The sequence below is a fragment of the Streptomyces sp. NPDC104761 genome, from assembly GCF_055583445.1.
The window spans coordinates 19,525-42,237 of sequence record NZ_JBVJNZ010000021.1 but is presented as its reverse complement, the minus strand read 5'-3'; the positions used below and the strand labels follow the sequence as shown (position 1 = coordinate 42,237).

Sequence of the window (22,713 nt, the reverse complement as noted above, 5' to 3'; positions counted from 1 at the left end):
GGCCGCGCGTCCGGGGTGGGTCGGGCCCCGGTCAGGCGGGCAGCTCCTTGAGGTCGGACGGCTCCCGCCGAGGTGCGACGAAGCCCGGTTCGGGAAGGTGATCGCGCCACCGCTGTCCCACCTGCGGGACTTCGTCGGATCAGGGCTCTTCACGGCCCGGGACGACGAGGAGGTCCGGGGTCAGGCGCACCGCATCCTGATCCCTGCCTTCAGCCAACGGTTCATGAAGGCGTTCGTCGTATCCCCTGGTTCTCACCCGTGGATACGCCGTGCGGGCGCAATGCCTTGTGAACCGCCCCAGCCAGGACCTCGACGCCGCCACCGAGAACCCGGCACCCATGGCCGGGATCGCCGCCACGCTCCGTGCCGGCCTGGAAGCCCGCGGCTGGAAGGTGCACGCGCTGGAGACCGCCCCACTGTCCGCCCGCTTCACCGTGACCGACCCCGGAGATCTTCTGGCGGCCGGTCGCCCAGAGCCCGTACGGGCCTGTCCTCGCAGAGGAGGGCGTAATCGGGACCAAGGTCCGCGCCCTCGCCACCCGCGGAGCGCCCCGCGACTTGATCAACGTCTTCGCAGCCTCGAGACGATGGACCAGTACCTATCTCGAAGGGTTCGGCCGCCGTCACGCGCGTGGCTGCTTCGAGCGCGAAGCTCCAGGCGAATCTCACGGGCGCAGAGTGGACCGACGACGAAGCTTTCGCCGCGTATGGGCTCGACGAAGCCGCCAACACAGCCTTGCGCGCTTGGGCCGTGAAGTGGGCCGACGACCTTGCGGCCCGCCTCCTCGGAGAGACCGATGATTCGGACATCGGTTGATCGGGGCCGGATGAGAGCGCGTCTGAAGGCGATCAGAGCAAGCGCCAGGAGATGTACACGGGATGGTGTCAGGCCAGTCCCTCTCGCGGACGGCGTCCTCGTGCGGCCCAGACCTGACAGCGGGTCAAGCGGCAAGCTCTACGGCCCTTGTCGCTTCCCCTGCGGGCTTCCTGCGTAGCGCTGGCTTCCCCGCGTCTCCGTGACCGCGTCATCGGAGGAGTGGAGGGAGAGTTCCTCTCCGCAGTGAGTGGCCTTATGGCGTGCGGCTCGCGCGGCGATTCCCTCGGCCCCGGGGATGGGGTCGGTCTGTAACGGTGCGGGAGCAGAACGACGGGCGGTTTCCGGGACGGGCAGGACGTTCCGACGCTGTAACTCGGCGACGCAGACCAGCGGTGCCATGAAATTACCGTCGAGCAGCCCACTCTGAACCGACTGCAGCTCGACCGGATGCCACAGGACGGCGAGCATGTACTGGAGTTCCTCACTCCAGGCAGGGAGCCACCGCTCGGGCCGGATTCAGTCCAGCTCGCTGACGGCTCTGCGAGTCGGCGGTCCGGTCCTACGTGTAGGCCAGCCGTCGAGAACGTTCTGTCCGCTGACATGGCAATCCCGCATCTCATTAGTTACCGGCCCGAAAACGCCTTGGCCGAAGCAGAGTTCGAGCGGTCGGGATCGAGATGAAGATCTCTGGCAGTTCGTCCCTGCCGACCTGTCTCCGGTACGTGATCGCTGCCCGTGCAGTCGTCCAGACCTCCTGGAGCCCACCGGGCCTCCCCGCCACCGGGTCCACGAGCCTCTCTCCGAAGGTGGACGCCCAGATCACCTCCCACCCGATGGGCAGCGCCTCCGATCACAGCGTGGCATCACCGGTGAGGGGCACGCGGACGCCGTTTCGGTCTCGGCCCGCTGCGGACGAACACGGCGATCGCCGCTAGCCGCTTCCTCGTCCAGTCTGGCAGGTCCGCGCCGACGAGGCGTACGACTCTCCCACCAACCGCGCCTCCTCTGCAGCGGCGCGTAATCTGGCGCGCCACCTGGGGACGGCCGACCGGCCCCGTTACCGCGAGAAGCGTCAAGCTGGTCTTCCCTCACAGGAGGGTGGGCCGCACCTCCGGTCCGTGACCCATCCCCTGGTGTTGTCGGCGTGCGGCTACTGGCGTACAGCGACCCACTGCACGGAAAGGCGCTGCAAAAGCTGGTCGGCCGAGTCGTCGGGGTGGAACTCCCGGAGGACCTGTGCGAGACGCAGAGCGCGGGCCACCTGGGGACCCGGGGAAAGGCCGAGCGCCTCCATGACGTTCGAAGCGGAGACGATCAGGGCTCCGCTCGTGTCGGCGAGAAGTGCCCACTCGGCGCGCAGGCGGATCTCATGGTCGAAGTCGGCATCATGCGCCAGCTTCTCGAGTGCCTTTGCCCACCGCACCCGGTACCGAGCATGGATGCTGTTCAGTTTCTGATCGTTGAGCCGCTGAAGCCCCAGGTCTCCCGCAGCCTCCTGAAGGCTTTGCCTGTAACGCGGATAGTCCTGACGTTCCAAGGCGGCACGCCACTGCAATACCAGCGTGGACTTCTCCGGACTGCGTTCGACGGACTTGGCTATGGCCAGCATAAAGTGGGCATACGCCTCGTTCTGTTCGAGGAGCTTGGCCAAGCAGTGCTGCCATTCAACGGTGGACTGGGGCACGACGGACCCGCAGGCGCGCTCGAACCACTCGTTGCAAATTCGCTCGGTCTCCTCGCTCTCGGAGACCGAAGGATCCATGTGATGAACCAGGAACGCGCGCAACCTGCGCATCGTGTCCGCAAAGTCCTTCTCGGGCGGCGTGTGTCCCATGGCCGCAGCCTGTTCGTAGAGCCACCTGCTGGACGCCGCCCATGCCTCCGAGTACCACGCCCGCATCCAGATCGTGGCAAAGAAGAAGGCGGTTTGCGGCTGGGTGAAGTCGGGTGGAGGCAGACTGACGTCCGTGCCGGCTGAACGCTTCAACAGGTGGCGGGCAAGCCGGTCGAGATTCCGGTGGAGGCCGGTGATGCGATTCCAGGCGGCCTCAGGCGCGACCTGCGGGGTGGGCTGCGTTATCGTCACCGTACACCTCGCACTTCGCTCTGCTGATGGGCGGCAGGCCCCAGCAGCGTTGGCCCACGACGCTCTCCAGGTACCCGCGGAGGTTCCAGCCGCGGACCGATCATGTTGAACGAGATGTAGGCGTCAAGCGTCCTACCTTCGACGGCCTGGTCAGGTCCAAAGCCGGAGGGGTCGAAGGGAAACTCCCGCTGGTACCCCTCGACCCAACAGCGACCGCCCTGGAAGTCCGCGTCGACCCGGAGGACTCGGGCCCGGAAGACTCGTGGAGCACCGTCCTCCCAGCTCGACACGTAGACGTTGATCACGCGGCGGCGATCCCGCTGCTCCAGTGAGAGCCGGTCCAGGTCCCGGAACGCGTCCATCGCCCGGTCAACGCTGCCCAGATGAAAGAGCGCCAGCGCACGCATGAAGTGGACCCTGAGCGAAGGCATCGCGTCGTAGGCCGACGCAAGTTCCGTGAGCTCGAGGCATTCCTGCCAGGCACCCTGATCCAGGGGCAGGGTCTGGCGCTCACCTGAGAGAAAGCGCTCACCGGTTCGGGCGAACCACAGCAGATCGACGGCAAGGCGCACGCAGCGTTCGTCTTGGAGCCGGAGGGGATTCCGTCTGAGATGCTCCAGAGCCTGCTGTACTCCCTCCTGCTCGGGTTCATTGTTGATGAAGCCACTGACTTTCAGCGCATAGAAGAAGGCGGCCAGCGGCTCGTCGTACGCCTCAAGCTTTTTCAACTGCTGCTCTGCCAGGAAGTGGTCGCTCGCCAGCGAGGCGATTTCCACGAACTTGCTGTGGTAGAGGCCAGCTTGTCCCGGCTCAAGAGTCTCCGGGTCTATCGCTGTCAGGGCGCTCAGGCAGTCACCGACCAGCGTGGCTGCAGCCTCGTCGGACAGCACTCCAGCTTTGAAGGTGTCCCGGGTCGCCCAGCAGAGCACATCCACCGGATAGTAGTTGGTCGCCTCGCACTCCAGAGCCGACTGGACGCTTCGTTTGAGCTCCCCGAGTTCGCCCGAGATGTACTCCTCGCTCGGCAACGGCTGAGGAGTGCCGCCGTCGGGTCCGGAGTGGAGCAGTTCGTAGAGTTGGGAGCCGCGGATGCTCGCCTGCTCGACATAGAGATTCAGGCGGATGTCCCGCCGGTGGCCCAGATCTTCCGCTTCCCGCAGCGCCTCGTCCACGGCCTCCTGCGCTGCCTCCAAGGCACGACGTCGCAGGTCGACGTCCGGCCCCTGTCGGCGCTGGTCCCACACCGCCCACTCACGCCGCATGTTGACTTCTTTGTGGGTGAGCCGTGCATGAATCACGGGGCTAGTGACCAGCATTCTCAGCTTGGCGATGGAGTCAGCGATCAGCAGGTACTGTGCCCCGTACTTGCGCTGCTCCCGGTTCTTCTGCGGGCCGATCGCGGTGAGGAGCGCCATGACAAACTCGATCTCCGGACCGCCATTACGGGCTCGGGAATCAGGCCGAACCAGCTCGATCACTTCGGCAATCTGAGCCGCCTCCCGCTCCTCCCCCCATCTGCGGGCGCCGGTCAGCAGGGTTGCCTCCAACTGGTTACGTCCTCCGAGGGTGTAATTGCCCTGGTCATCCTCGTCCCAGCGGATGATGTCTATGCCCCCCAGCAGGTCCGGAAGATTCCGAACGCCGTCGCGGCCGATGGTGCGCAGGGCAAGTTCAAGTGGCGTGCGCAGGCCGTGACTGTGGATCAGAAGGATCAAGCTGAGGAGGCGCTCGTACGGGTCATCCTGCCAGGCTGCCACCGCCTCTTCGGAGGTCCCCGGGAGTGTTTCTAGGCCGTGCAGCAGGCCGGCTTCCTCCAGGGCCGCCGCCATGATCGTGGGTGGTTCGTAGTTGATCCGTGTACGGGCGGCATGCCCCAGGCGCTCCTCGGAGCGCCTCAGCTCGAGCACCAAGCCGCGGGACAGAGGAGCATGCGCGTCGGGCAGTAGCCGGTACAGAGCCGAGAGGAACGACCGGTCGCGGGCCACGATCGCCTCGTCCGCGCCCTTGAGGACGATGCCAAAGTCCGCCAGGTAGCGGGTGAAGCGGTCAAGCTCTTTCCCGGCGATGGTGGCCGGTGCCTCAACGAAATCTCTACCTCGCCGGTACCGGGGGGCCGTCCTCACCTGCTTGTTGGCCCGCACGCGCTTTCTGCCGCCGCCGTTGCCGAACTGGTCTGCGTCCCAGTAGCAACTGCCAACCATGACCACCTTGCGGCCTCGGCTGCGCAGATAGTCGAAGAGTCGCTGATACTCATCGGGCTCCAACATGCCGTCCCACACGATCAGAGTGTTGGCCCCTGACTGTTCCTCTGCCCACAGGCAGAAGTCATCGAGTGCTTGGAACTCCGGGCGGGTCGACTTGCGGGGGATATGGAGGACGACTCGCCTCCCCGTCCGAGCGGTCTGGAAGGCCAGTCGAGCCAGAGCGACACTCTTCCCCGTCCCCGACTGGCCGACGACTAGCAGCGGCCCCCGTCGCTCCGGGGATGCGGCTGCTTCTTCGACCAAGTCCATCAAGATCTTCTCGAAGTTGCGCTGGAAGGGGAGGCCGCGGGCATGCGCCCACCACGTCGGCGAGCCGTCGCTCGCGCCGAGGAACTCGCGGAACTTCTGAAAGCGCCGATGCTTGGACTCAGCGGGCGGATCGTCGAGGAGGTCGACGTCCACCGGGCGGGCGTGCGGCAGAATCCGCTGCCAGCGACTCCGGTCGATGGGCAGGCGTCGGTCGCCGACGCGTACCGCGTGGGTCGAGGTGGTAGCCGGGCCGCCGTCGCTCAGACGACCAGTGCTGCGTGCCTCCTCCACCAGGGAGGCGAATGTCTCCCGATGTGGGACAAGCACCTTGAGATTGATCGCCTCACGTATGAACTCGTCCGCGAGGATCTCGTCGGTCGTGGAGAACAGGTGCACCTGGTTCGGAACCGCGTCGCAGATCTGGCTGTAAAGCGTCTCGGGGTCGAGCCAGTCGTCGAGGGACCACCCCTCCACCACCAGCAAACCCCGCGGGGTCAATCCGTCCGTGACGATCCGCGACAGAGCCTCGGCTGCCAGCGCTTTACGTCGCGACAACTCCATCTTCGTCGCAGGCGGTCTTTCGTCGACCGGCTGATCAACGCCTCCAAAGAGCATGAGCGCCTGGACGTCGGCCATGTCGCGTGACAGGCGCGTCCGGTCGCGCTGGGGAACAGTCTCCTGGACCGTCCGCCAGTCCTGTTTGAGACCGAGACGCCACGATGGATCGACTGCCGAGGAGAGCACGCCGTTCCAAGGGAACTCCAGAGTGGTCTTCAATGACGGCGGCAGTACCAGTGCACGCCCAGCATCATTGAGCCCCTTGGCAGCCACCTCACGGCTGTCCGGAGCGGCACCAAGGATTGCCTGGTAGACGGTCTCGGGCAAATTATCCATGCCCAGTGACCTGGCTAGAGGTCCTACCAGCGGGTCGTGCCCCGTTTCGATGGATAGATAGCTCTGCCCCAGGAACAAGAAGGACGGACCCCTGTCCAGCCGCTCGAACAGCGCCTGCTTCCCCACCGACATGTAGTCTCCAGGTGACTAACTACCCAGTCGCCCCAACATAAGCGACGGGCCGTCAATTGTGCACTGGAACAGCAGCTTTCGCACCAGTCTTGGTGATCGCCAAGTCCGTTGACCTGACGCCCAGCGAGGAACAGCGGGAGATACGGCGCCCGGCGATCGTCGGCGCGTCACTGACGATGCTGCAGAAGAGGCCGGTGATCGATATGGGTCTCAACGAGCTCAGCCGCCGGGTCGGGCTGGCCAGGTCGAAGGTGCTGCGCTACTTGTATCCCGCGACGCGGTACTGCTCGAACTACTGGAGCGCGCCCTGCGGACATGGCCGGAGCAGGTTTACTGCGAACTGTCCGGCAGGGTCGATCCGCACCTGAACGCGGCGACCAGGTGGCAGCCGTCCTGGCCCGGCCTCTGGCGCACTACAGCTTGCTATGCGATCTTGTAGGCGCACAGGCCGGCGCCCTGGAACACCACGTGTCCGTCGGCGTCATCATCCGCTACATGCGGTCCTCCATCGCGAACCGCGAGACCATGACCGAACTCGCCCGCCATCACATCCCCGAGTTCAGCGACAGCGCCAAACGATGTCCGTGATGACACGATCCTGGCTGGCGCGCTGTGGACCCATCCCGGTCCTCCGCCAGCGCCCTCGCTGCCTACGAGGCAGATCCCCATCCTGGCCCAACTCCGCCTGGACCTGCCCACCGCGCTGGAGAGCACCCTCGTCATGCTGATCAGAGGCACGTTGACGCGATCGACGGGCTAGCCGTCCCCTCGCCCCGGCCTCCAGGTTATCCGCGCAGGGGCGAACGGCGCTCTCAGGGGCGGCGGCTCGCCTCGTCCGGTCTCTCCACGACCCAGCGGTGTCGGCCGAGCCGCGTGGAGGACTCGCTAGCCTTGCGGGCGATGCGGTGGCGGATGCGACGCTCGCGAAGCCATGTCCGCAGATGGTCGAAGTCTTATCCTTGGTCTGCATGGAGCTTGGCCGGACGCAGGCGGCGCGGTCCGCAGCGAGAGCGGATGGGCGGGGTCCCACGCACGAGCGGCTGCAGCGCCTGGCGAAGCGCCGGTAGACCGGGGGCCAGGCCGGTCCGAACACCGGCGGCAGATGCAGCCCGAGGCGGCCACGAAGATGTTCGCCGCCAGGCATTCACGGTGACGAGGCCAGCGCAATCAGCACACGTCTATCTGAGACATGTCGCCGTACAGCCCAATCCCAAAGAACAGACGTAACGCGCTACTTGACGGGTCGAGCCCGACAAGTCGATTGACCGCGTCATTTAGTCCCAGGCCGACAACCTCACACCCCGTCAGAAACATCGTCGAACGAGCGTCAAGGCATTCCCCGAACCAGTCTCTGACGGAGTTGAGCAAAGCGTTCTGGACTAACGCTCCCGCTGCGAAACCGCAGGTGAGCCAGTGGCGGCTACCCACAACAGGCTCCACGCGGTGAACTTCGGGAAACAGGTCGAGGACCGACGACCACATCTAGAGAACACAAGAAAGCCACAGGTCAGAGCCCCTTTGAAATAGGCTCCAGGATCGCCACGCACTCCACATGATGCGTCATCGGAAACAGATCGAACGCCCGCAGCGTCCGTACCCGGTACCCCCCGTCCCGGAAGTACGCCAGGTCGCGGGCGAGGGCCGCCGGGTCGCAGGCTACGTAGGCGATGCGGCGGGCGCCGAGGGACGACAGGTGGGCCACCGTCTGGCGGCCCGCGCCCGCGCGGGGCGGGTCGAGGACGATGAGGTCGACCTCCGTGATGCCGGTGCGCGGGAGGACCGACTCGACCTTGCCCTGCTCGACACGCACCCGCGGGAAGCCGGCGAGGTTGTGGCGGGCGTCCTCCACCGCGCGCTTGCCCGACTCGATGCCGAGGACCGCGCCCTGCTCGCCGAGGCGGTCGGCGAGGGCGCCGGCGAAGAGGCCGACGCCGCAGTAGAGGTCCAGCGCCATCTCGCCCTTGCGCGGGAGGAGGCCTTGCATGACCGCCGTGACCAGGGTGTCCGCCGCCTTCGGGTGGACCTGCCAGAAGCCGCCGCTGCCGACCCGGTGGGTGCGGCCGTCGGCGCGTTCGCGGACGAAGGCGCGGCCGTGGACGCGGTGGATGCCGCCGTCGTGCTCGTCGACCCGCATGACCGAGACCGGGCGGTCGAGTTCGACGAGGGGGAGGCGGGCGCCCGGGCGCGGTTCCAGGATGACCATGCGGTCCTGGGAGCCGGTCGCGGCGATCGCCTCCACCGCGGCCATGCCCGACCAGTCGCGCTCCTCGATGCCCAGCTCACTGACGCCCGGCGCCGCGATCATGCAGTGCTCGATCGGCTCCACCTCGTGCGAGCGGTGCCGGCGCAGTCCCGCGTTGCCGTCGGCGTCGACGGCGTACTGCACGCGGGTCCGCCACTGCGGTACCTCGCCCGCCGGCAGCTTGTCGCCCTCGGCGGGCATCACCGTGCCGTCCCAGCCGGCCTCCTCGGGAGTGAGACCCGCGAGCCGCTGGAGCTGTTCGGCGATCACCTCGCCCTTGAGGCGGCGCTGGGCGCCCGGCTTGGCGTGCTGCCAGTCGCAGCCACCGCAGCGGCCGGGGCCGGCGTAGGGGCAGGGGGCCGGCACCCGGTCCTTGGAGGCGTCCAGGATGTCCACCGCGTCCGCGCGCAGGAAGCGGGCCCCCTCCTCGCCCTCGGTCACCTTGGCCACGACTCGCTCGCCGGGCAGCGCGTGCCGGACGAACAGCACCTGGCCCTCCGCGGTCCTGGCGATGCAGTGGCCACCGTGCGCGACCGGGCCGACCTCGACCTCGTACTCCGTCCCCACCAGCGATTTCTTCGGTTCTGCCTGCATGGCGGGGTGACTCCAGATCAAGGGGGAGGGTAACGGCCCGGGCGGGGGCCGACGACAGCCCACCAGTCTACGGGGTCGCCGGCACTCCCCGTCCCGCCCGGCCTCCGCCGTGCCCCTGCCCCGCTCAGCCTCCGCTGTGCTCCTTGGGCCGGTGCTCCGCGGGACCGCGCCGGACCGCGCCGGGCGCGTTCCACTCCTGCCGCTTGCGGGCCCGGTTCCTGGCCGCCTCCGAGGACGCCAGCTGGTAGGGCACCGACGTCACCATCACGCCGGGGGTGAACAGCAGCCGGCCCTTGAGCCGCAGCGCGCTCTGGTTGTGCAGGATGTGCTCGTACCAGTGGCCGACGACGTACTCCGGGATGATCACGGAGACCGCGTCGCGCGGGGACTGGGCGCGCAGGCCCTTGACGTACTCGATGATCGGCCGGGTGATCTCGCGGTAGGGCGAGTCGAGGACCTTCAGCGGTACGTCTATCCCGCGCCGCTCCCACTCCTCGCGCAGCGCCTTGGTCTCGGCCGGGTCGACGTTGACGGTGAGCGCCTCCAGGGTGTCCGAGCGCATCAGCCTGGCGTAGGCCAGGGCGCGCAGCGTGGGGCGGTGGATCTTGGAGATGAGGACGACCGAGTGCACACGGGAGGGGCGGACCAGGTCGTCGTCGGGCTCCTCGGGGGCCGAGATCTCCTCGGACACGCGGTCGTAGTGCTTACGGATCGCGGTCATCGTGGCGTAGAAGATGCACATGCCGAGCAGCGCCACCCAGGCGCCGTGCGTGAACTTCGTGACCAGGACGACGACCAGCACCAGGCCGGTGAAGAAGGCGCCGAACGCGTTGATCGCACGGGAGCGGATCATGTGGCTGCGCTTGGCCGGGTCCTTCTCCACCGCCAGGTGGCGGTTCCAGTGCCGGACCATGCCGGTCTGGCTGAGCGTGAAGGAGACGAACACACCGACGATGTACAGCTGGATGAGGCGGGTCGAGTCCGCGCCGTAGATGACCGTGAGCAGGGCGGCGGCGCCGGCGAGCAGCACGATGCCGTTGGAGAAGGCGAGGCGGTCGCCGCGGGTGTGCAGCTGGCGCGGCAGGTAGCGGTCCTGGGCGAGGATCGAGCCGAGCAGCGGGAAACCGTTGTACGCGGTGTTCGCGGCCAGGAAGAGGACGAGGGCGGTGGCCGCGGCGAGCACGACGAACAGGAAGCTGCCCTTGCCGAAGACGGCCTCGGCGACCTGGGAGATCACCGGGTTCTGGACGTAGCCGGAGCCGATCGCGACACCGTTGTGGAGCAGGTCGGTGGCCGGGTTCTCGGCCATGCGGACCTTGGTGACCATGGCGAGCGCGATGATCCCGCAGAACATGGTGACGGCCAGCAGGCCCATCATGGCCAGCGTGGTCGCCGCGTTCTTCGACTTCGGCTTGCGGAAGGCCGGGACGCCGTTGGAGATGGCCTCGACACCGGTGAGCGCGGCACAGCCGGAGGAGAAGGCCCGCAGGAGGAGGAAGACGAGGGCGAAGCCGGCCAGGCCCTGGTGCTCCGCCCTGATGTGGTAGTCCGCGGTCGGGGCGCGCATCGTGTCCCCGAGGACCAGGCCCCGGAACGCACCCCACGCGATCATGATGAAGACGCCGCCGACGAACACGTACGTCGGGATCGCGAAGAGCTTGCCGGACTCCTTCACGCCGCGCAGGTTCATCAGCGTCAGCAGCACGATCACGGTGACCGCGCAGAGCACCTTGTGCTCGACCACGAAGGGGATCGCGGAGCCGAGGTTCTCGATGCCGGAGGCGATGGAGACGGCGACGGTCAGGACGTAGTCGACGAGCAGCGCGCTCGCGACGGTCAGGCCCGCCTTGGGGCCGAGGTTGGTGGTGGCGACCTCGTAGTCGCCGCCGCCGCTCGGGTAGGCGTGCACGTTCTGCCGGTAGGAGGCGACCACCGTGAACATCAGCACGACGACCGCGACCGCGATCCAGGGGCTGAAGTGGTACGCCGACACGCCCGCGATGGACAGGACCAGCAGGACCTCCCCCGGCGCGTAGGCGACGGAGGACAGCGGGTCGGATGCGAAGACGGGGAGGGCGATGCGCTTCGGCAGGAGCGTTTCGCCCAGCCGGTCACTGCGCAGAGCGCGCCCGATCAGAATCCGTTTGGGCACGTCGGTCAGTTTGGACACGAGAGAGGATCGTAGGCCTTCCACCTGCCAGGTCTCCAGCCGCAGGACCGGATCTGCCTCCCGAGTGAAAAAGGTGACGGCTGGAACTGCGGATTCCGCAGCTTACGCCCTGTCCGTGCCTAGATGGCAGATCCCGCCTGTCTTCGCACCTCGGAGGTCCCATGCCCGCGACCGCAGAGCTGATCGGCGCCACGGCCACCCTCGTCGGCCTCGGAATCCTCACCGCCTGGAGCGTGCGCAGCATCACTCGGCGATGAGCGTGGCACAGGGGTGCCCGGCCGGGACGGTGCGTGTGTAGCTTGGGCCTCGGTCTGAGAACCTGATGGGGCTGAGCAGTAACTTTTGAACACCGGAAGGACGGTCGTGCACATCGTCATCATGGGCTGCGGCAGAGTGGGTTCCGCTCTCGCCCAGACCCTGGAGCAACAGGGGCACACGGTCGCCGTGATCGACCAGGACCCCACCGCCTTCCGCAGGCTGGGTCCCGGATTCGGGGGCCGCAGGGTCACCGGAGTCGGCTTCGACCAGGACACCCTGCGCGAGGCGGGCATCGAGGAGGCCGGCGCCTTCGCCGCCGTCTCCAGCGGCGACAACTCGAACATCATCTCCGCGCGCGTCGCCCGCGAGATGTTCGGGGTGGAGAACGTCGCCGCCCGGATCTACGACCCCCGGCGCGCCGAGGTCTACCAGCGCCTCGGCATCCCGACGGTCGCCACGGTCCGCTGGACCGCCGACCAGATGCTGCGCCGGCTGCTGCCGTCGGGCGCCGAGCCGCTGTGGCGCGACCCCACCGGCGGGGTCCAGCTCGCCGAGGTGCACGCCTCCCCGAAGTGGGTGGGGCACAAGATCAGCAAGCTCCAGGAGGAGACCGGGGTCCGGGTCGCGTTCCTGACCCGGCTGGGCGAGGCGATGCTGCCGACCTCGCAGACGGTCCTCCAGGAGGGCGACCTGGTGCACGTGATGATGCGGACGGACGACGTCGACAAGGTCGAGGCCGCCTTCGCCGGGGGTCCGGAAGAGGAGGGCGGTCACTGATGAGGGTCGCCATTGCCGGGGCCGGTGCCGTCGGCCGCTCCATCGCGGGCGAGCTGCTGGAGAACGGCCACGAGGTGCTGCTGATCGACAAGGCCCCGACCGCCATCTCGGTGGAGCGGGTCCCGCAGGCGGAGTGGCTGCTGGCCGACGCCTGCGAGATCACCTCCCTCGACGAGGCGGCGCTGCAGCGCTGCAACGTCGTGATCGCCGCGACCGGCGACGACAAGGTGAACCTGGTCGTCTCGCTGCTCGCGAAGACGGAGTACGGTGTGCCGCGCGTCGTCGCACGGGTCAACAACCCGAAGAACGAGTGGCTGTTCAACGAGGCCTGGGGCGTGGACGTCGCCGTCTCGACGCCGCGCCTGATGTCGGCCCTGGTGGAGGAGGCGGTGTCGGTCGGCGACCTGGTCCGGCTGCTGCGCTTCAGTCACGGCGACGCGAACCTGGTCGAGCTGACGCTGCCCGAGGAGTCGGCGCTGGCCGGCACCCAGGTCGGCGATGTGGAGTGGCCCGAGGACACCTCGCTGGTCACGATCATCCGCGGCACCCGGGTCCTCACCCCGTCCAAGGAGGACTCCCTGGAAGCCGGCGACGAGCTGCTGTTCGTGGCGGCCCAGGCCCGCGAGGAGCAGCTGGAGGACCTGCTGTCGGTACGCCGGGAAGACGGCTGACGGCACGTACGTGAGAAGGGCGCCCTCCGCAGCGGAGGGCGCCCTTCTCACGTACGGGGCTACTTGCGGTGGCGTCCGCCCGAGGCGGCCTCACCGCTCTCCGCGGCCAGGGCCGTCTTGCGCTCCTCCTCGGCCTTCTCCGCCTGCTCCGCCGCCTCCATCTCCGCGAACACGTCGATCGGCGCCGGTGCCTTCGCCAGGAAGACCCAGGTGAGCCAGACCGCGAGCAGGAACGGCGGGATCTTGAGGGCGACCAGCACCCAGCCGAGCTGGGCGGTGTTGGCCCACCAGTACAGCGGGAAGAGGATCGCGCACTTGGCGAGCAGGATCAGGCCCCACGCCCAGCTGGCCTTGGCGTACGCCTTCTTGCGGCCGGGGTTGCGGGTGCGCCAGGAGAGGTTCTCCTTGAAGACCGGGCCGAGGATCAGGCCGATCAGCGGGACCCCGCACAGGGTCGTGACGATGTACGCCAGCGCCAGGCCCAGCGTGTAGAGCATGCCGGGGAGGTAGAAGTCCTTGGCGTTGCCGGTCATCATCGCGAAGACGACACCGAAGGCGACGCCGAAGACACCGCTGAAGGCGTGCTTGACGGTGTCCCGCATGGCGAGGCGGACCACGACCAGGACGACGGAGACCGCGAGGGCGGCGATCGCCGACCAGTGCAGGTCCTTGTTGATGGTGAAGATCGTGACGAAGAGCAGGCCGGGCAGGACCGTCTCGACCATGCCCCGGACACCGCCGAACGCCTCGAAGAGCGCGGCCTCGGTCACCGCCCGCGCGTCCTCCGCCCGGGCGTCCTCCGCCTGCGTGTCTTCGGTCGGCTTGTCGAGCGACGTCACCGGCTACTCCCTACCGAGGGGTCTCAGTTCGTACTTGGGATTGAACAGCACCCGGCGGCCCCGGCTCAGCGAGATCCGGCCCGATGCGATCAGCCTGCGTCCCGGCTCTATGCCGACGATGGAACGCCTGCCGAGCCACACCACGTCCAGCGCGGCCGAGCCGTCGAACAGCTCGGCCTCCAGGGCCGGGACCCCGGCGCGCGGCCGCAGGGTGACCGTGCGCAAGGTACCAGTTACGGTGACGATCTGCCGGTCGTGGCAGTCACCGATCCGGGTGCAGCCCGCGGTGTCGGCGTCCTCGCGCAGCTCCTCCGACTCCAGGTCCTCCTGGGACGAGGAGAGCCGGTCGAGCATGCGCCGGAACCGGCCGGCCGGCTTCTCGGAACGAGGAACAGCACTCATGTCTGAAGCGTACCGGGGCACACCGACACCGCCGTAGTCCAGCTCACTTCGCGATCCGCCTCACTTTCCGAACCGCCCCGATCCGTCCTATCTCTCGAACCGGTACCCCATCCCGGGTTCCGTGATGAAGTGCTTCGGGTGCGAGGGATCCGCCTCCAGCTTCCTGCGCAGCTGGGCCATGTACACGCGCAGGTAGTTGGTCTCCGTCCCGTACGACGGCCCCCACACCTCCTGCAGCAGCTGCTTCTGGCTGACCAGGCGGCCGGTGTTGCGGACCAGCACCTCCAGAAGGTGCCACTCGGTCGGGGTGAGCCTGACGTCCCGGCCCGCCCGGTTCACCTTCTTCGCGGCCAGGTCGACGGTGAACCCCTCGGTCTCCACCAGGACGTCGTCCTCGCCACCCCCGGCGACGGGCTCGGCCCGGCGTACGGCGGCCCGCAGCCGGGCCAGCAGCTCGTCCATGCCGAAGGGCTTGGTGACGTAGTCGTCGGCGCCCGCGTCGAGCGCCTCGACCTTCTCGTCGGAGGAGTGACGGGCGGAGAGGACCAGGATCGGCACCCGGGTCCAGCCACGGATCCCCCTGATCACCTCGACGCCGTCCATGTCGGGCAGTCCGAGGTCGAGGACGACCACGTCGGGGTGGCGGGAGGCGGCCAGTTCGAGGGCGGTACGGCCGTCGGGGGCCGCGTCGACCTCGTACTTGCGCGCCTTGAGGTTGATCACGAGGGCGCGCACGATCTGCGGCTCGTCGTCGACCACGAGCACACGGGTCATGAGGCCTGCCTTTCCGGTTCTGCCAGGGGTTCTGCCACGGCCTGCGCCGCGCCGGTGACCGATCCTGCCGCGCGGAGGCTGAGGACCATGGTGAGCCCGCCGCCGGGCGTGTCCTCCGCGTTCAGGGTGCCGCCCATCGCCTCCGCGAAGCCCCGGGCGACCGCGAGCCCGAGCCCGACCCCGGCGCCGCGCGGAGCGTCACCGTAGCGCTGGAAGGGCTCGAATATGCGTTCCTTGGCCTCGTCGGGCACACCGATCCCGCGGTCCACGATCCGCACCTCCACCCGGTCCGCGATGGCGCTGGCGGAGACCACCACGGGCCGGTCGGGCGGGCTGTACTTGACGGCGTTCTCCACCAGGTTGGCCACCGACCGCTCCAGGAGCCCGGCGTCGGCCTCGACCATCGGCAGGGTCTCGGGGACGTCCAGGTCCACGCTGCCGTCCGGCACGCCGACCAGCGCCATCGGGACCACCTCGTCGAGGTCGGTCTCGTGGACGATCGGGGTGACGGTGCCGGTCTGCAGGCGGGACATGTCGAGCAGGTTGCCGACGAGGTGGTCGAGGCGGTCGGCGCCCTCCTCGATGCCTTCGAGGAGCTCGGCCCGGTCCTCCTCGGACCAGTCCACGTCGTCCGAGCGCAGCGAGGTGACCGCCGCCTTGATGCCGGCCAGCGGGGTGCGCAGGTCGTGGCTGACGGCGGCGAGCAGGGCGGTACGGATCCGGTTGCCCTCGGCGAGCGTGCGGGCCTGCTCGGCCTCCTCCTGGAGGCGCCTGCGGTCCAGGACGACGACCGCCTGGGCGGCGAAGGCGGCCAGCACCCGGCGGTCCTCGGCGGGCAGCACCCGGCCGGTCAGCGCGAGGGCCATGTGGTCGCCTATCGGCATGTCGACGTCGCCGTCCTCGGGCCGCTCCAGGGCGGGCCCGAACCCGGCGCGCCCGGCGCAGCTCCACGGCTCGACGTCGCTCGCGCGCTCCAGGAGGGCGGCGGACTCCATGCCGAAGGTCTCGCGAACCCGCTCGAGGAGCTCTTCCAGGCTCGTCTCCCCTCTCAGCACGTTGCCGGCGAGGAAGGAGAGGATCTCCGACTCGGCGCGCAGCCGGGCCGCCTGGTGGGTGCGGCGGGCCGCGAGGTCCACGACCGAGGCGACGGACAGCGCGACCCCGAAGAAGATCACGATGGCCACGATGTTCTTCGGGTCGGCGATGGTCAGCCGGTGCAGGGGCGGGGTGTAGAAGTAGTTCAGCAGCAGCGACCCGAAGGCCGCCGAGGCGAGCGCCGGGAAGAGCCCGCCGAGCAGCGCGGCCGCGACCGTGAGGGTCAGGAACAGCAGCATGTCGTTGGCGAGGCCGAGGCCGGCGGTGTTGAGCAGCACCGCCATGACGGCCGGGCCGGCCAGTCCGACCAGCCAGCCCGCGATGATCCGGCCGCGGCCGAGCCGGGCGCCCCGGGCCACCGGCAGTCCGCGGCCCTTGCCGGCCTCGCCGTGGGTGACGATGTGGACGTCCAGGTCGGGTCCCGACTCGCGGGCGACGGTGGCGCCGACGCCGGGTCCGAGGACGTACTGCCAGGCCTTGCGGCGGGAGGAGCCGAGGACGATCTGGGTGGCGTTGACGCCGCGTGCGAAGTCGAGCAGGGCCGCGGGGATGTCCTCGCCGACGACGTGGTGGAAGGTGCCGCCGAGGTCCTCGACCAGGGTGCGCTGGACGGCGAGTTCCTTCGGGGAGGCGGACGTCAGGCCGTCGCTGCGGGAGATGTAGACGGCGAGCACCTCGCCGCCCGCGCCCTTCTCGGCGAGCCGTGCGGCCCGCCGGATCAGGGTGCGCCCCTCCGGTCCGCCGGTGAGCCCGACGACGATCCGCTCCCGGGAGCCCCAGATCGCCGAGACCTGGTGCTCGTTGCGGTACTGCTTCAGGTACTCGTCGACCCGGTCGGCCACCCACAGCAGGGCCAGTTCGCGCAGGGCGGTGAGGTTGCCCGGCCGGAAGTAGTTGGACAGGGCCGCGTCGACCTTGTCGGACTTGTAGATGTTGCCGTGCGCCATGCGCCGGCGCAGCGCCTGGGGCGACATGTCGACCAGCTCTATCTGGTCCGCGCGCCGTACCACCTCGTCCGGCACCGTCTCGCGCTGGCGCACGCCGGTGATGGACTCGACGACGTCGCCGAGCGATTCGAGGTGCTGGATGTTGACGGTCGAGATCACGTCGATCCCGGCGGCCAGCAGTTCTTCCACGTCCTGCCAGCGCTTGGCGTTGCGGGAGCCGGGGACGTTGGTGTGGGCGAGCTCGTCCACCAGGGCGACGGCGGGGGCCCGGCGCAGTACGGCGTCCACGTCCATCTCCGTGAACACGGCGCCCCGGTAGTCCAGTTCCCTGCGCCGGATCTGCTCCAGGCCGTGCAGCATCACCTCGGTGCGCTGCCGTTCGTGGTGCTCGACGAAGGCGACCACGCAGTCGGTGCCCCGCTCCACCCGCCGGTGCGCCTCGGAGAGCATGGCGTAGGTCTTGCCCACGCCCGGTGCCGCACCGAGATAGATCCGAAGCCTGCCGCGTGCCATGGTCCTATTGTCTTCCTGCAACTGCCGTCAACGCAGCGTCGACCTTACGGCCAACAATCCCGGCGAATGGTGCAGGGGGCCCGGCAGCGGGCATCTTTGACGCAACCCTGATGGGCGCCGGTGCCGCGGCTCCGGCGCCCGTACCGGCGGCTCAGTTGGGGTTGTCGCCGTGGGTGAGGGTCTCCCAGGCCACGAAGAGGTTGTTGGTGCCGGCGGGGCGGTTGTTCTGGGTGAGTGTCTGGGTGTTGGTCATGGCGATGCCGAGGCGGTTGTGGAGGGCGTTGTAGCCGACCTCGGTGACGGGCCCGAGCCCCAGGTTCAGGGAGCCGCCGCAGAGCCAGCTGGGGACGGCGGTGCCCAGCTGGTACTTGGACTGGAAGCCGAGCGCCTGCCGCAGCCGCTCGCCGACGTCCGTGCCGTACAGGTCCTCGCCCTGGATCCGGCTGGTCTCGGCGACGTGCGAGATCGCGGAGATGCCGTACCCGGTGTGCGTGAAGTCCCGGCAGGTCTCCTGGGTGAGTCCGGTGACGAAGGTGGACTGGCCCTGCCAGTAGGAGACGATCTTGGCGGTGGTGTCCAGGTTCTGGCTGGGCACGGTCTTCGGCACCGACCCGTCGGAGGCCAGGTAGACGTAGGCGGCGGTGCGGGTGCGGAACTTCGCCATGGCCGTGTCGTACGACGCCTTGTCCTCCAGGAAGACGGAGATGCCGACGGCGGCCTCCATCATCGACAGCTCCCAGTTGCCGTTGGAGTTGGAGCCCTTGATCACGGTGGGGAGGTAGACGTTGCGCAGCATGGTGGCGAAGCGGGCCTCGTTCGCCCAGGTGCCGGTGTACGTGTACCTGATGATCTCGGCGGCCTTGGGCCAGGAGGAGCCGGCCCAGCCCGTCTGGAGGGGCGCGTTGCTGTTGGTGTGACCGGTGATGGTGGCCGACCAGGCGTCCATGATCTGGATGGCCTTCTGGGCGTAGCGCGCGTCCTTGGTGATGTACCAGGCGAGGGCGTCGGTGTAGGCGGCGATCGCGTCCTCGCGCTCGTCGGTGCAGCCGTAGTTGGGGTTCGAGTACGAGCCGCACTCGACCGTGGCCCAGGGTGTGGGGGTGCGGTTCAGGTCGGCGTACTTGCTCGCCATCATCTGGTCGTAGGCCGCCTTCCAGGGCTGGGCGCCGGCCAGCACCTCAGTGCGGGCGAAGTCCAGCTGGGCCTTGGAGACGGTGACCCCGGGGTGCACGAAGGTGCTCGGGGCGGAGTGGGCGGCGGGGGCCGCGAAGACGCCCAGGAGCAGGGCGCCCGCGGCCGCGAGCAGGGGGATGCGACGCACAGCGACTCCGATCTCGTGAGTTCACGTAGGTGAACCTGGAGCGCCTCTGTGAACAGGCGTTGACCCGAGACCGTAGGTACGGACCAGACTTCCGTCAAGGTGTGAAGTAAGGGGGAGCCGTTCACACCGGGGCATCCGCGCATGTGAAAGGGCCGCACCCTACGGGGTACGGCCCTGTCGCTCTCGGCTCCGCTAGCGGACCTCGGTGATCTCCGGTCCGCGCTGGAGCTGGCCCATGCCGCCGGAGAAGCGCGAGGACTCCTCCTGCTGAACGCCCTCGGGGACCATCTGGGCGTCGTTGGGCAGCTTCAGGACGATCGGGTCGCGGGGCGCCATCGGGCCCTCGCCGCGGACCACGACGGTGTCCCGGAAGATCTGCTCCAGGAGGCCGGCCGCCTGCGGCTGCACCGCGCCCTGCCCGGAGATCACCCCGCGCAGGAACCAGCGCGGACCGTCCACGCCGACGAACCGCACGACCTGGAAGCCGCCCGTGCCGTCCGGCAGCTGCACCGGCACCTGGGCGCGCAGCTCCCAGCCCAGCGGACCCTCGACCTCGTCGACGATGCCGCCCTGCTGGGTGATGCCGGTCGCGATCTCCTCGCGGACCTCACCCCAGATGCCCTCGCGCTTGGGGGCGGCGAAGGCCTGCAGCTGGATGGCGCTGTCGCGCAGCACGACGGTCGCCGCGACGATCGCGTCGCCCGCGACCTCGACCCGGAGCTCCATGCCGTCCACGCCGGGCACGAACAGACCGCCCAGGTCCACCCGGCCCTCGCCGGGGTCGCGCACCTCGGTGTCGTCCCACGGACCGTCGGGCCGGGGCTCCGGCTCCAGACGAACGCGCTCGCGCTCGCCCTCCGCTTCCTCGTCCGCCTCGGTGTCGACGCTGTCGACGACCTGCTCGGCCTCGCCGGCCGCGTCCTCGGCGGCACCCTTCTTGTTGCGACGTCCGAACACGTCACTGTCCTTCCCGGTCGGATACGACCGAAGCGTATCGATTCCCACCCGTCCGACCGCCGTCGGCGGCCTGACCGCTTGTGCCGCTCACGTCGCCCACCGCGGCATGACCGCCGGTGGACCCGAAGCCCCCCTCGGCCCGCGCCGAGCCGGGAAGTTCCGCCACCTCGTGGAAGCGGACCCTCTCGACCTGCTGGACGACCAGTTGGGCGATCCGGTCGAAGCGCTCGAACCGCACCGTCTCGCGCGGGTCGAGGTTCACCACGATCACCTTGATCTCCCCACGGTACCCGGCATCAATCGTCCCCGGGGCATTCACGAGGGCCACACCGCACCGGGCGGCGAGCCCCGAACGAGGGTGCACGAAGGCCGCGTACCCCTCCGGGAGGGCGATCGACACCCCCGTGGGCAGTACGGCCCGTTCCCCCGGCCTCAGCTCGCACGCCTCGGTGGTGCGCAGATCGGCTCCCGCGTCACCCGGGTGCTCGTACGCCGGAAGCGGTACGTCAGGGTCGACGCGGCGGACGAGGACGCCGAGCGGGGCCACCGGGCGGGCCGGGGTCAGGGATTCTGCAGGGTTCACGGGTTCACCTCGAAGGCGCGGGCGCGCCGGGCCTGGTCCGGGTCCTTCATGGCCGCCTGGATCTCTTCCGGGCGGCCGTTGTCGACGAAGTGTTCGACCGGGACCTCGACGAAGAGGGCGTCGGCGCGGACGGCGACGGGGCCCGTGGGGCCGTCCACGCGTCCGGTGGCGGTCGAGTAGATCTTCCGGCCGGCCACGGCGACCACCTCGGCCGCCAGGTGGAGCGTGGTGCCCACGGGGACGGGCCGAACGAAGTCGGTCTCCAGCCGTCCCGTCACGGCGATCTTCCGCAGCAGCCAGTTGAGCGAGCCCAGCGTCTCGTCCAGTGCGGTGGCGAGCACCCCGCCGTGCGCGAGGCCCGGGGCGCCCTGATGGGCGGGGCGCACGGTGAACTCGGCGGTGAGGGAGACGCCCTCGCCGGCCCGTACCTCCAGGTGCAGCCCGTGGGACTGCCCGTGCCCACACCCGAAACAGTGTTCGTAGTGTGCACCGATGAGCTCGCCGGGCGCGGGCGCGTCGGGGTGCCGCTCCGGTTTCCGGGCACTGGCAGGAGGCTGAAGAGCTGCGGAACTACCACTCACAGCCGCAGACCTTACCCGCGCGTCCGGTGAATCCGGACACCGTGCCAAGCTTGGCTGCATGCAGCTCTCCGCCACCCCGTACGAAGAACGCCTCACCGCTCCCCGGTCCTGGTGGTTCATCAGCTTCCTGGTCGGCGTCTCGTTCGCCCTGATCCTGCTGCCGTTCGGCACCCTGCCGATGCTGGGCGGCCTGGCCGGCGGCACCGCCGCGGCAGCGGTGGTGGCCAGTTCGTACGGCTCGCCGCGGATCCGGGTCGTCGGTGACTCGCTGATCGCGGGCGAGGCGAAGATCCCGGTGTCGGCCCTGGGCCCGGCGGAGATCCTGGAGCCGGACGAGGCGCGCGCCTGGCGCACGTACAAGGCCGACGTGCGCGCCTTCCTGCTCCTGCGCTCCTACATCCCGAGGGCCCTCCGGGTGGAGGTCACGGACCCGGACGACCCGACCCCGTACCTGTACCTGTCGACCCGTGAGCCGGAGGCCCTGGCGGCGGCGATCGAGGCGGCGAAGACCAGCACGAAGGCATAGGCGCGCGGCTGGGGTGCCGCGATCCGCCTCCGCGGCCCGCCGAGGCCGGCCGGCCCGGTCAGCCGCCGAAGTCCTCCGGCAGCTCGGCGATCGGCAGCGGCTCCGCCGGCTTCTCCAGCGGCGGCAGTTCCGGCAGTTCCTCCCACGGCACCTGGATCTTCCTCAGGTCCGCCCGGATCCGCGCGGCGAGCTTTCTGGTGTCCCGGCGGTTCATGACCGCCCCCACCGCGGCGCCCACCATGAACGGCATCAGGTTGGGCAGGTCCCGCACCATCCGCTTCATGATCTGCTGGCGCAGCTCGCGCTTCATCTGCCCGCCGAGGGCGTTGTTGAACGTCGACGGCTTCATGACGTCGATCCCGCGCTCCCCCGACCAGGAGGACAGATACGCGGTGCTGCGGGCCTTCAGGTTCCCCGGAGGCCGCACGCCGTACACCTCGTGGAGCTCGGCGATCATCTTCAGCTCGATCGCCGCGACCCCGGTGATCTCCGCGGCCAGCTCGGTCGGCATCGCCGGCGGCACCGGCAGCATCGCCGCCGCCCCGACACCGGCCCCGACCGCCGAGGTCGCGCCCGCCGCGCCCGCCACCAGCTTGTCGGCGAGCTGTTCGGGCCCGAGGCCCGGGAACTGCCGGCGCAGGGTCCCGAGGTCACGTACGGGGACACGAGGGGCGATCTCGATGATCCGGTCCGCGAGGTACGCCAGCCCCGCTTTCGCCCGGCTGCCGCCCTTACGGGCCCCTTCCCGGGCCATGTCCACGGCCCTGTCCCGGATGGCCGCGGCCCTCCCCCGCTCTCGACTCCGCTCGAGCGGGGGGACCCCCACCCGTGCGACGGGGGCGGGGCTCTCGGCCGGCGCCGGGAGGTCACCCCGGCCGGCCGCCGGTTCGAGCGAGGCTCCCGCATCGGGTGAGCCCCGCTCGTCATCACGCGCGCGTGGGCCGTCGGACGGCCCAGAGTCCGCTCCCGGGAGCGGGAAGCGGCGCTTCCGAGGTGGGGTCGAGCCAGTCATGCCCGACCC

General features: G+C 69.3%; 18 protein-coding genes and 2 pseudogenes. 6 read left to right on the top strand and 14 right to left on the bottom strand.

Annotated features, from left to right (window positions below):
* Nucleotides 1–245: 245 nt before the first annotated feature.
* A pseudogene (locus tag ACZ63F_RS38400) lies at nucleotides 246–817 on the top strand (hypothetical protein).
* A 1,150-nt stretch (nucleotides 818–1,967) separates the two neighbouring features.
* On the opposite strand, the gene ACZ63F_RS38395 reads toward ACZ63F_RS38400, so the two are convergent.
* Both ACZ63F_RS38395 and ACZ63F_RS38390 read right to left on the bottom strand, forming a co-directional pair.
* Nucleotides 1,968–2,903: a hypothetical protein gene (locus tag ACZ63F_RS38395; protein WP_048456191.1), complete on the bottom strand. Its 936-nt coding sequence runs from the start codon at nucleotides 2,901–2,903 to the stop codon at nucleotides 1,968–1,970.
* The gene (locus ACZ63F_RS38390; RefSeq protein ID WP_469718293.1) at nucleotides 2,900–6,442 is read right to left on the bottom strand and encodes a P-loop NTPase; all 3,543 of its coding nucleotides are present in this window, start codon (nucleotides 6,440–6,442) and stop codon (nucleotides 2,900–2,902) included. The genes ACZ63F_RS38395 and ACZ63F_RS38390 overlap by 4 nt, the downstream gene beginning before the upstream one ends.
* A gap of 89 nt (nucleotides 6,443–6,531) precedes the next feature.
* Here ACZ63F_RS38390 and ACZ63F_RS38385 point away from each other — a divergent pair, with 89 nt between their 5' ends.
* Entirely contained in the window at nucleotides 6,532–6,810 is a 279-nt protein-coding gene (locus ACZ63F_RS38385) for a hypothetical protein (protein ID WP_469718391.1), read from the top strand.
* Nucleotides 6,758–7,030 (top strand): hypothetical protein, encoded by a 273-nt coding sequence (locus ACZ63F_RS38380; RefSeq protein WP_469718291.1) that lies wholly within the window; start codon nucleotides 6,758–6,760, stop codon nucleotides 7,028–7,030. Before ACZ63F_RS38385 ends, ACZ63F_RS38380 begins: the two co-directional genes overlap by 53 nt.
* A gap of 251 nt (nucleotides 7,031–7,281) precedes the next feature.
* Here ACZ63F_RS38380 and ACZ63F_RS38375 read toward each other — a convergent pair.
* The 3 genes and pseudogenes from ACZ63F_RS38375 to ACZ63F_RS38365 form a co-directional block, all read right to left on the bottom strand.
* Nucleotides 7,282–7,488: pseudogene (locus tag ACZ63F_RS38375) on the bottom strand (IS5/IS1182 family transposase); the annotation flags it as partial.
* 461 nt (nucleotides 7,489–7,949) lie between these two features.
* On the bottom strand, nucleotides 7,950–9,278 hold the full coding sequence (locus tag ACZ63F_RS38370) for a class I SAM-dependent RNA methyltransferase (protein ID WP_469718290.1): 1,329 nt from the start codon (nucleotides 9,276–9,278) through the stop codon (nucleotides 7,950–7,952).
* A 124-nt stretch (nucleotides 9,279–9,402) separates the two neighbouring features.
* Nucleotides 9,403–11,448, bottom strand: coding sequence for an APC family permease (locus ACZ63F_RS38365; protein ID WP_469718289.1), 2,046 nt, complete (start codon nucleotides 11,446–11,448; stop codon nucleotides 9,403–9,405).
* A gap of 363 nt (nucleotides 11,449–11,811) precedes the next feature.
* Between ACZ63F_RS38365 and ACZ63F_RS38360 the strand changes: the two genes are divergently transcribed.
* A complete protein-coding gene (locus ACZ63F_RS38360; protein WP_089104280.1) occupies nucleotides 11,812–12,483 on the top strand; it encodes a potassium channel family protein in 672 nt (223 codons plus the stop codon).
* The gene (locus ACZ63F_RS38355) at nucleotides 12,483–13,154 is read left to right on the top strand and encodes a potassium channel family protein (protein WP_093498623.1); all 672 of its coding nucleotides are present in this window, start codon (nucleotides 12,483–12,485) and stop codon (nucleotides 13,152–13,154) included. The genes ACZ63F_RS38360 and ACZ63F_RS38355 overlap by 1 nt, the downstream gene beginning before the upstream one ends.
* 59 nt (nucleotides 13,155–13,213) lie before the next feature.
* Here the strand turns inward: ACZ63F_RS38355 and ACZ63F_RS38350 are convergent, their stop codons facing one another.
* From ACZ63F_RS38350 to ACZ63F_RS38315, 8 genes are all read right to left on the bottom strand, one after another.
* A complete protein-coding gene (locus tag ACZ63F_RS38350; RefSeq protein WP_469718287.1) occupies nucleotides 13,214–13,993 on the bottom strand; it encodes a DUF3159 domain-containing protein in 780 nt (259 codons plus the stop codon).
* Nucleotides 13,994–13,996: 3 nt separating this feature from the next.
* Nucleotides 13,997–14,395 carry an OB-fold nucleic acid binding domain-containing protein gene (locus ACZ63F_RS38345; protein ID WP_293992734.1) on the bottom strand — a complete coding sequence of 133 codons (399 nt, stop codon included), beginning with the start codon at nucleotides 14,393–14,395 and terminating at the stop codon, nucleotides 13,997–13,999.
* An 87-nt stretch (nucleotides 14,396–14,482) separates the two neighbouring features.
* Nucleotides 14,483–15,169 (bottom strand): response regulator, encoded by a 687-nt coding sequence (locus ACZ63F_RS38340; RefSeq protein ID WP_469718286.1) that lies wholly within the window; start codon nucleotides 15,167–15,169, stop codon nucleotides 14,483–14,485.
* A complete protein-coding gene (locus ACZ63F_RS38335; RefSeq protein ID WP_469718284.1) occupies nucleotides 15,166–17,724 on the bottom strand; it encodes an ATP-binding protein in 2,559 nt (852 codons plus the stop codon). Before ACZ63F_RS38335 ends, ACZ63F_RS38340 begins: the two co-directional genes overlap by 4 nt.
* 151 nt (nucleotides 17,725–17,875) lie before the next feature.
* On the bottom strand, nucleotides 17,876–19,045 hold the full coding sequence (locus ACZ63F_RS38330) for an alginate lyase family protein (protein ID WP_469718283.1): 1,170 nt from the start codon (nucleotides 19,043–19,045) through the stop codon (nucleotides 17,876–17,878).
* 192 nt (nucleotides 19,046–19,237) lie between these two features.
* Entirely contained in the window at nucleotides 19,238–20,002 is a 765-nt protein-coding gene (locus tag ACZ63F_RS38325) for a DUF3710 domain-containing protein (RefSeq protein ID WP_352360015.1), read from the bottom strand.
* A gap of 1 nt (nucleotide 20,003) precedes the next feature.
* A complete protein-coding gene (gene dut / locus ACZ63F_RS38320; RefSeq protein ID WP_469718281.1) occupies nucleotides 20,004–20,585 on the bottom strand; it encodes a dUTP diphosphatase in 582 nt (193 codons plus the stop codon).
* Nucleotides 20,582–21,166, bottom strand: coding sequence for a PaaI family thioesterase (locus ACZ63F_RS38315; protein ID WP_352360013.1), 585 nt, complete (start codon nucleotides 21,164–21,166; stop codon nucleotides 20,582–20,584). Before ACZ63F_RS38315 ends, dut begins: the two co-directional genes overlap by 4 nt.
* A gap of 58 nt (nucleotides 21,167–21,224) precedes the next feature.
* Between ACZ63F_RS38315 and ACZ63F_RS38310 the strand changes: the two genes are divergently transcribed.
* On the top strand, nucleotides 21,225–21,692 hold the full coding sequence (locus ACZ63F_RS38310) for a DUF3093 domain-containing protein (RefSeq protein ID WP_352360011.1): 468 nt from the start codon (nucleotides 21,225–21,227) through the stop codon (nucleotides 21,690–21,692).
* A gap of 58 nt (nucleotides 21,693–21,750) precedes the next feature.
* Here ACZ63F_RS38310 and ACZ63F_RS38305 read toward each other — a convergent pair whose 3' ends face one another.
* On the bottom strand, nucleotides 21,751–22,704 hold the full coding sequence (locus tag ACZ63F_RS38305) for a hypothetical protein (protein WP_469718280.1): 954 nt from the start codon (nucleotides 22,702–22,704) through the stop codon (nucleotides 21,751–21,753).
* Nucleotides 22,705–22,713 lie beyond the last annotated feature (9 nt).

Excerpts from the sequence above, each read along its gene's own strand:
- ACZ63F_RS38380 (WP_469718291.1), top strand. The coding sequence starts at position 6,758 with ATGGCCGGAGCAGGTTTACTGCGAACTGTCCGGCAGGGTCGATCCGCA.
- ACZ63F_RS38345 (WP_293992734.1), bottom strand. The coding sequence starts at position 14,395 with ATGAGTGCTGTTCCTCGTTCCGAGAAGCCGGCCGGCCGGTTCCGGCGC.
- ACZ63F_RS38390 (WP_469718293.1), bottom strand. The coding sequence starts at position 6,442 with ATGTCGGTGGGGAAGCAGGCGCTGTTCGAGCGGCTGGACAGGGGTCCG.
- ACZ63F_RS38340 (WP_469718286.1), bottom strand. The coding sequence starts at position 15,169 with ATGACCCGTGTGCTCGTGGTCGACGACGAGCCGCAGATCGTGCGCGCC.
- ACZ63F_RS38305 (WP_469718280.1), bottom strand. The coding sequence starts at position 22,704 with ATGACTGGCTCGACCCCACCTCGGAAGCGCCGCTTCCCGCTCCCGGGA.
- ACZ63F_RS38370 (WP_469718290.1), bottom strand. The coding sequence starts at position 9,278 with ATGCAGGCAGAACCGAAGAAATCGCTGGTGGGGACGGAGTACGAGGTC.
- ACZ63F_RS38355 (WP_093498623.1), top strand. The coding sequence starts at position 12,483 with ATGAGGGTCGCCATTGCCGGGGCCGGTGCCGTCGGCCGCTCCATCGCG.
- ACZ63F_RS38335 (WP_469718284.1), bottom strand. The coding sequence starts at position 17,724 with ATGGCACGCGGCAGGCTTCGGATCTATCTCGGTGCGGCACCGGGCGTG.
- ACZ63F_RS38310 (WP_352360011.1), top strand. The coding sequence starts at position 21,225 with ATGCAGCTCTCCGCCACCCCGTACGAAGAACGCCTCACCGCTCCCCGG.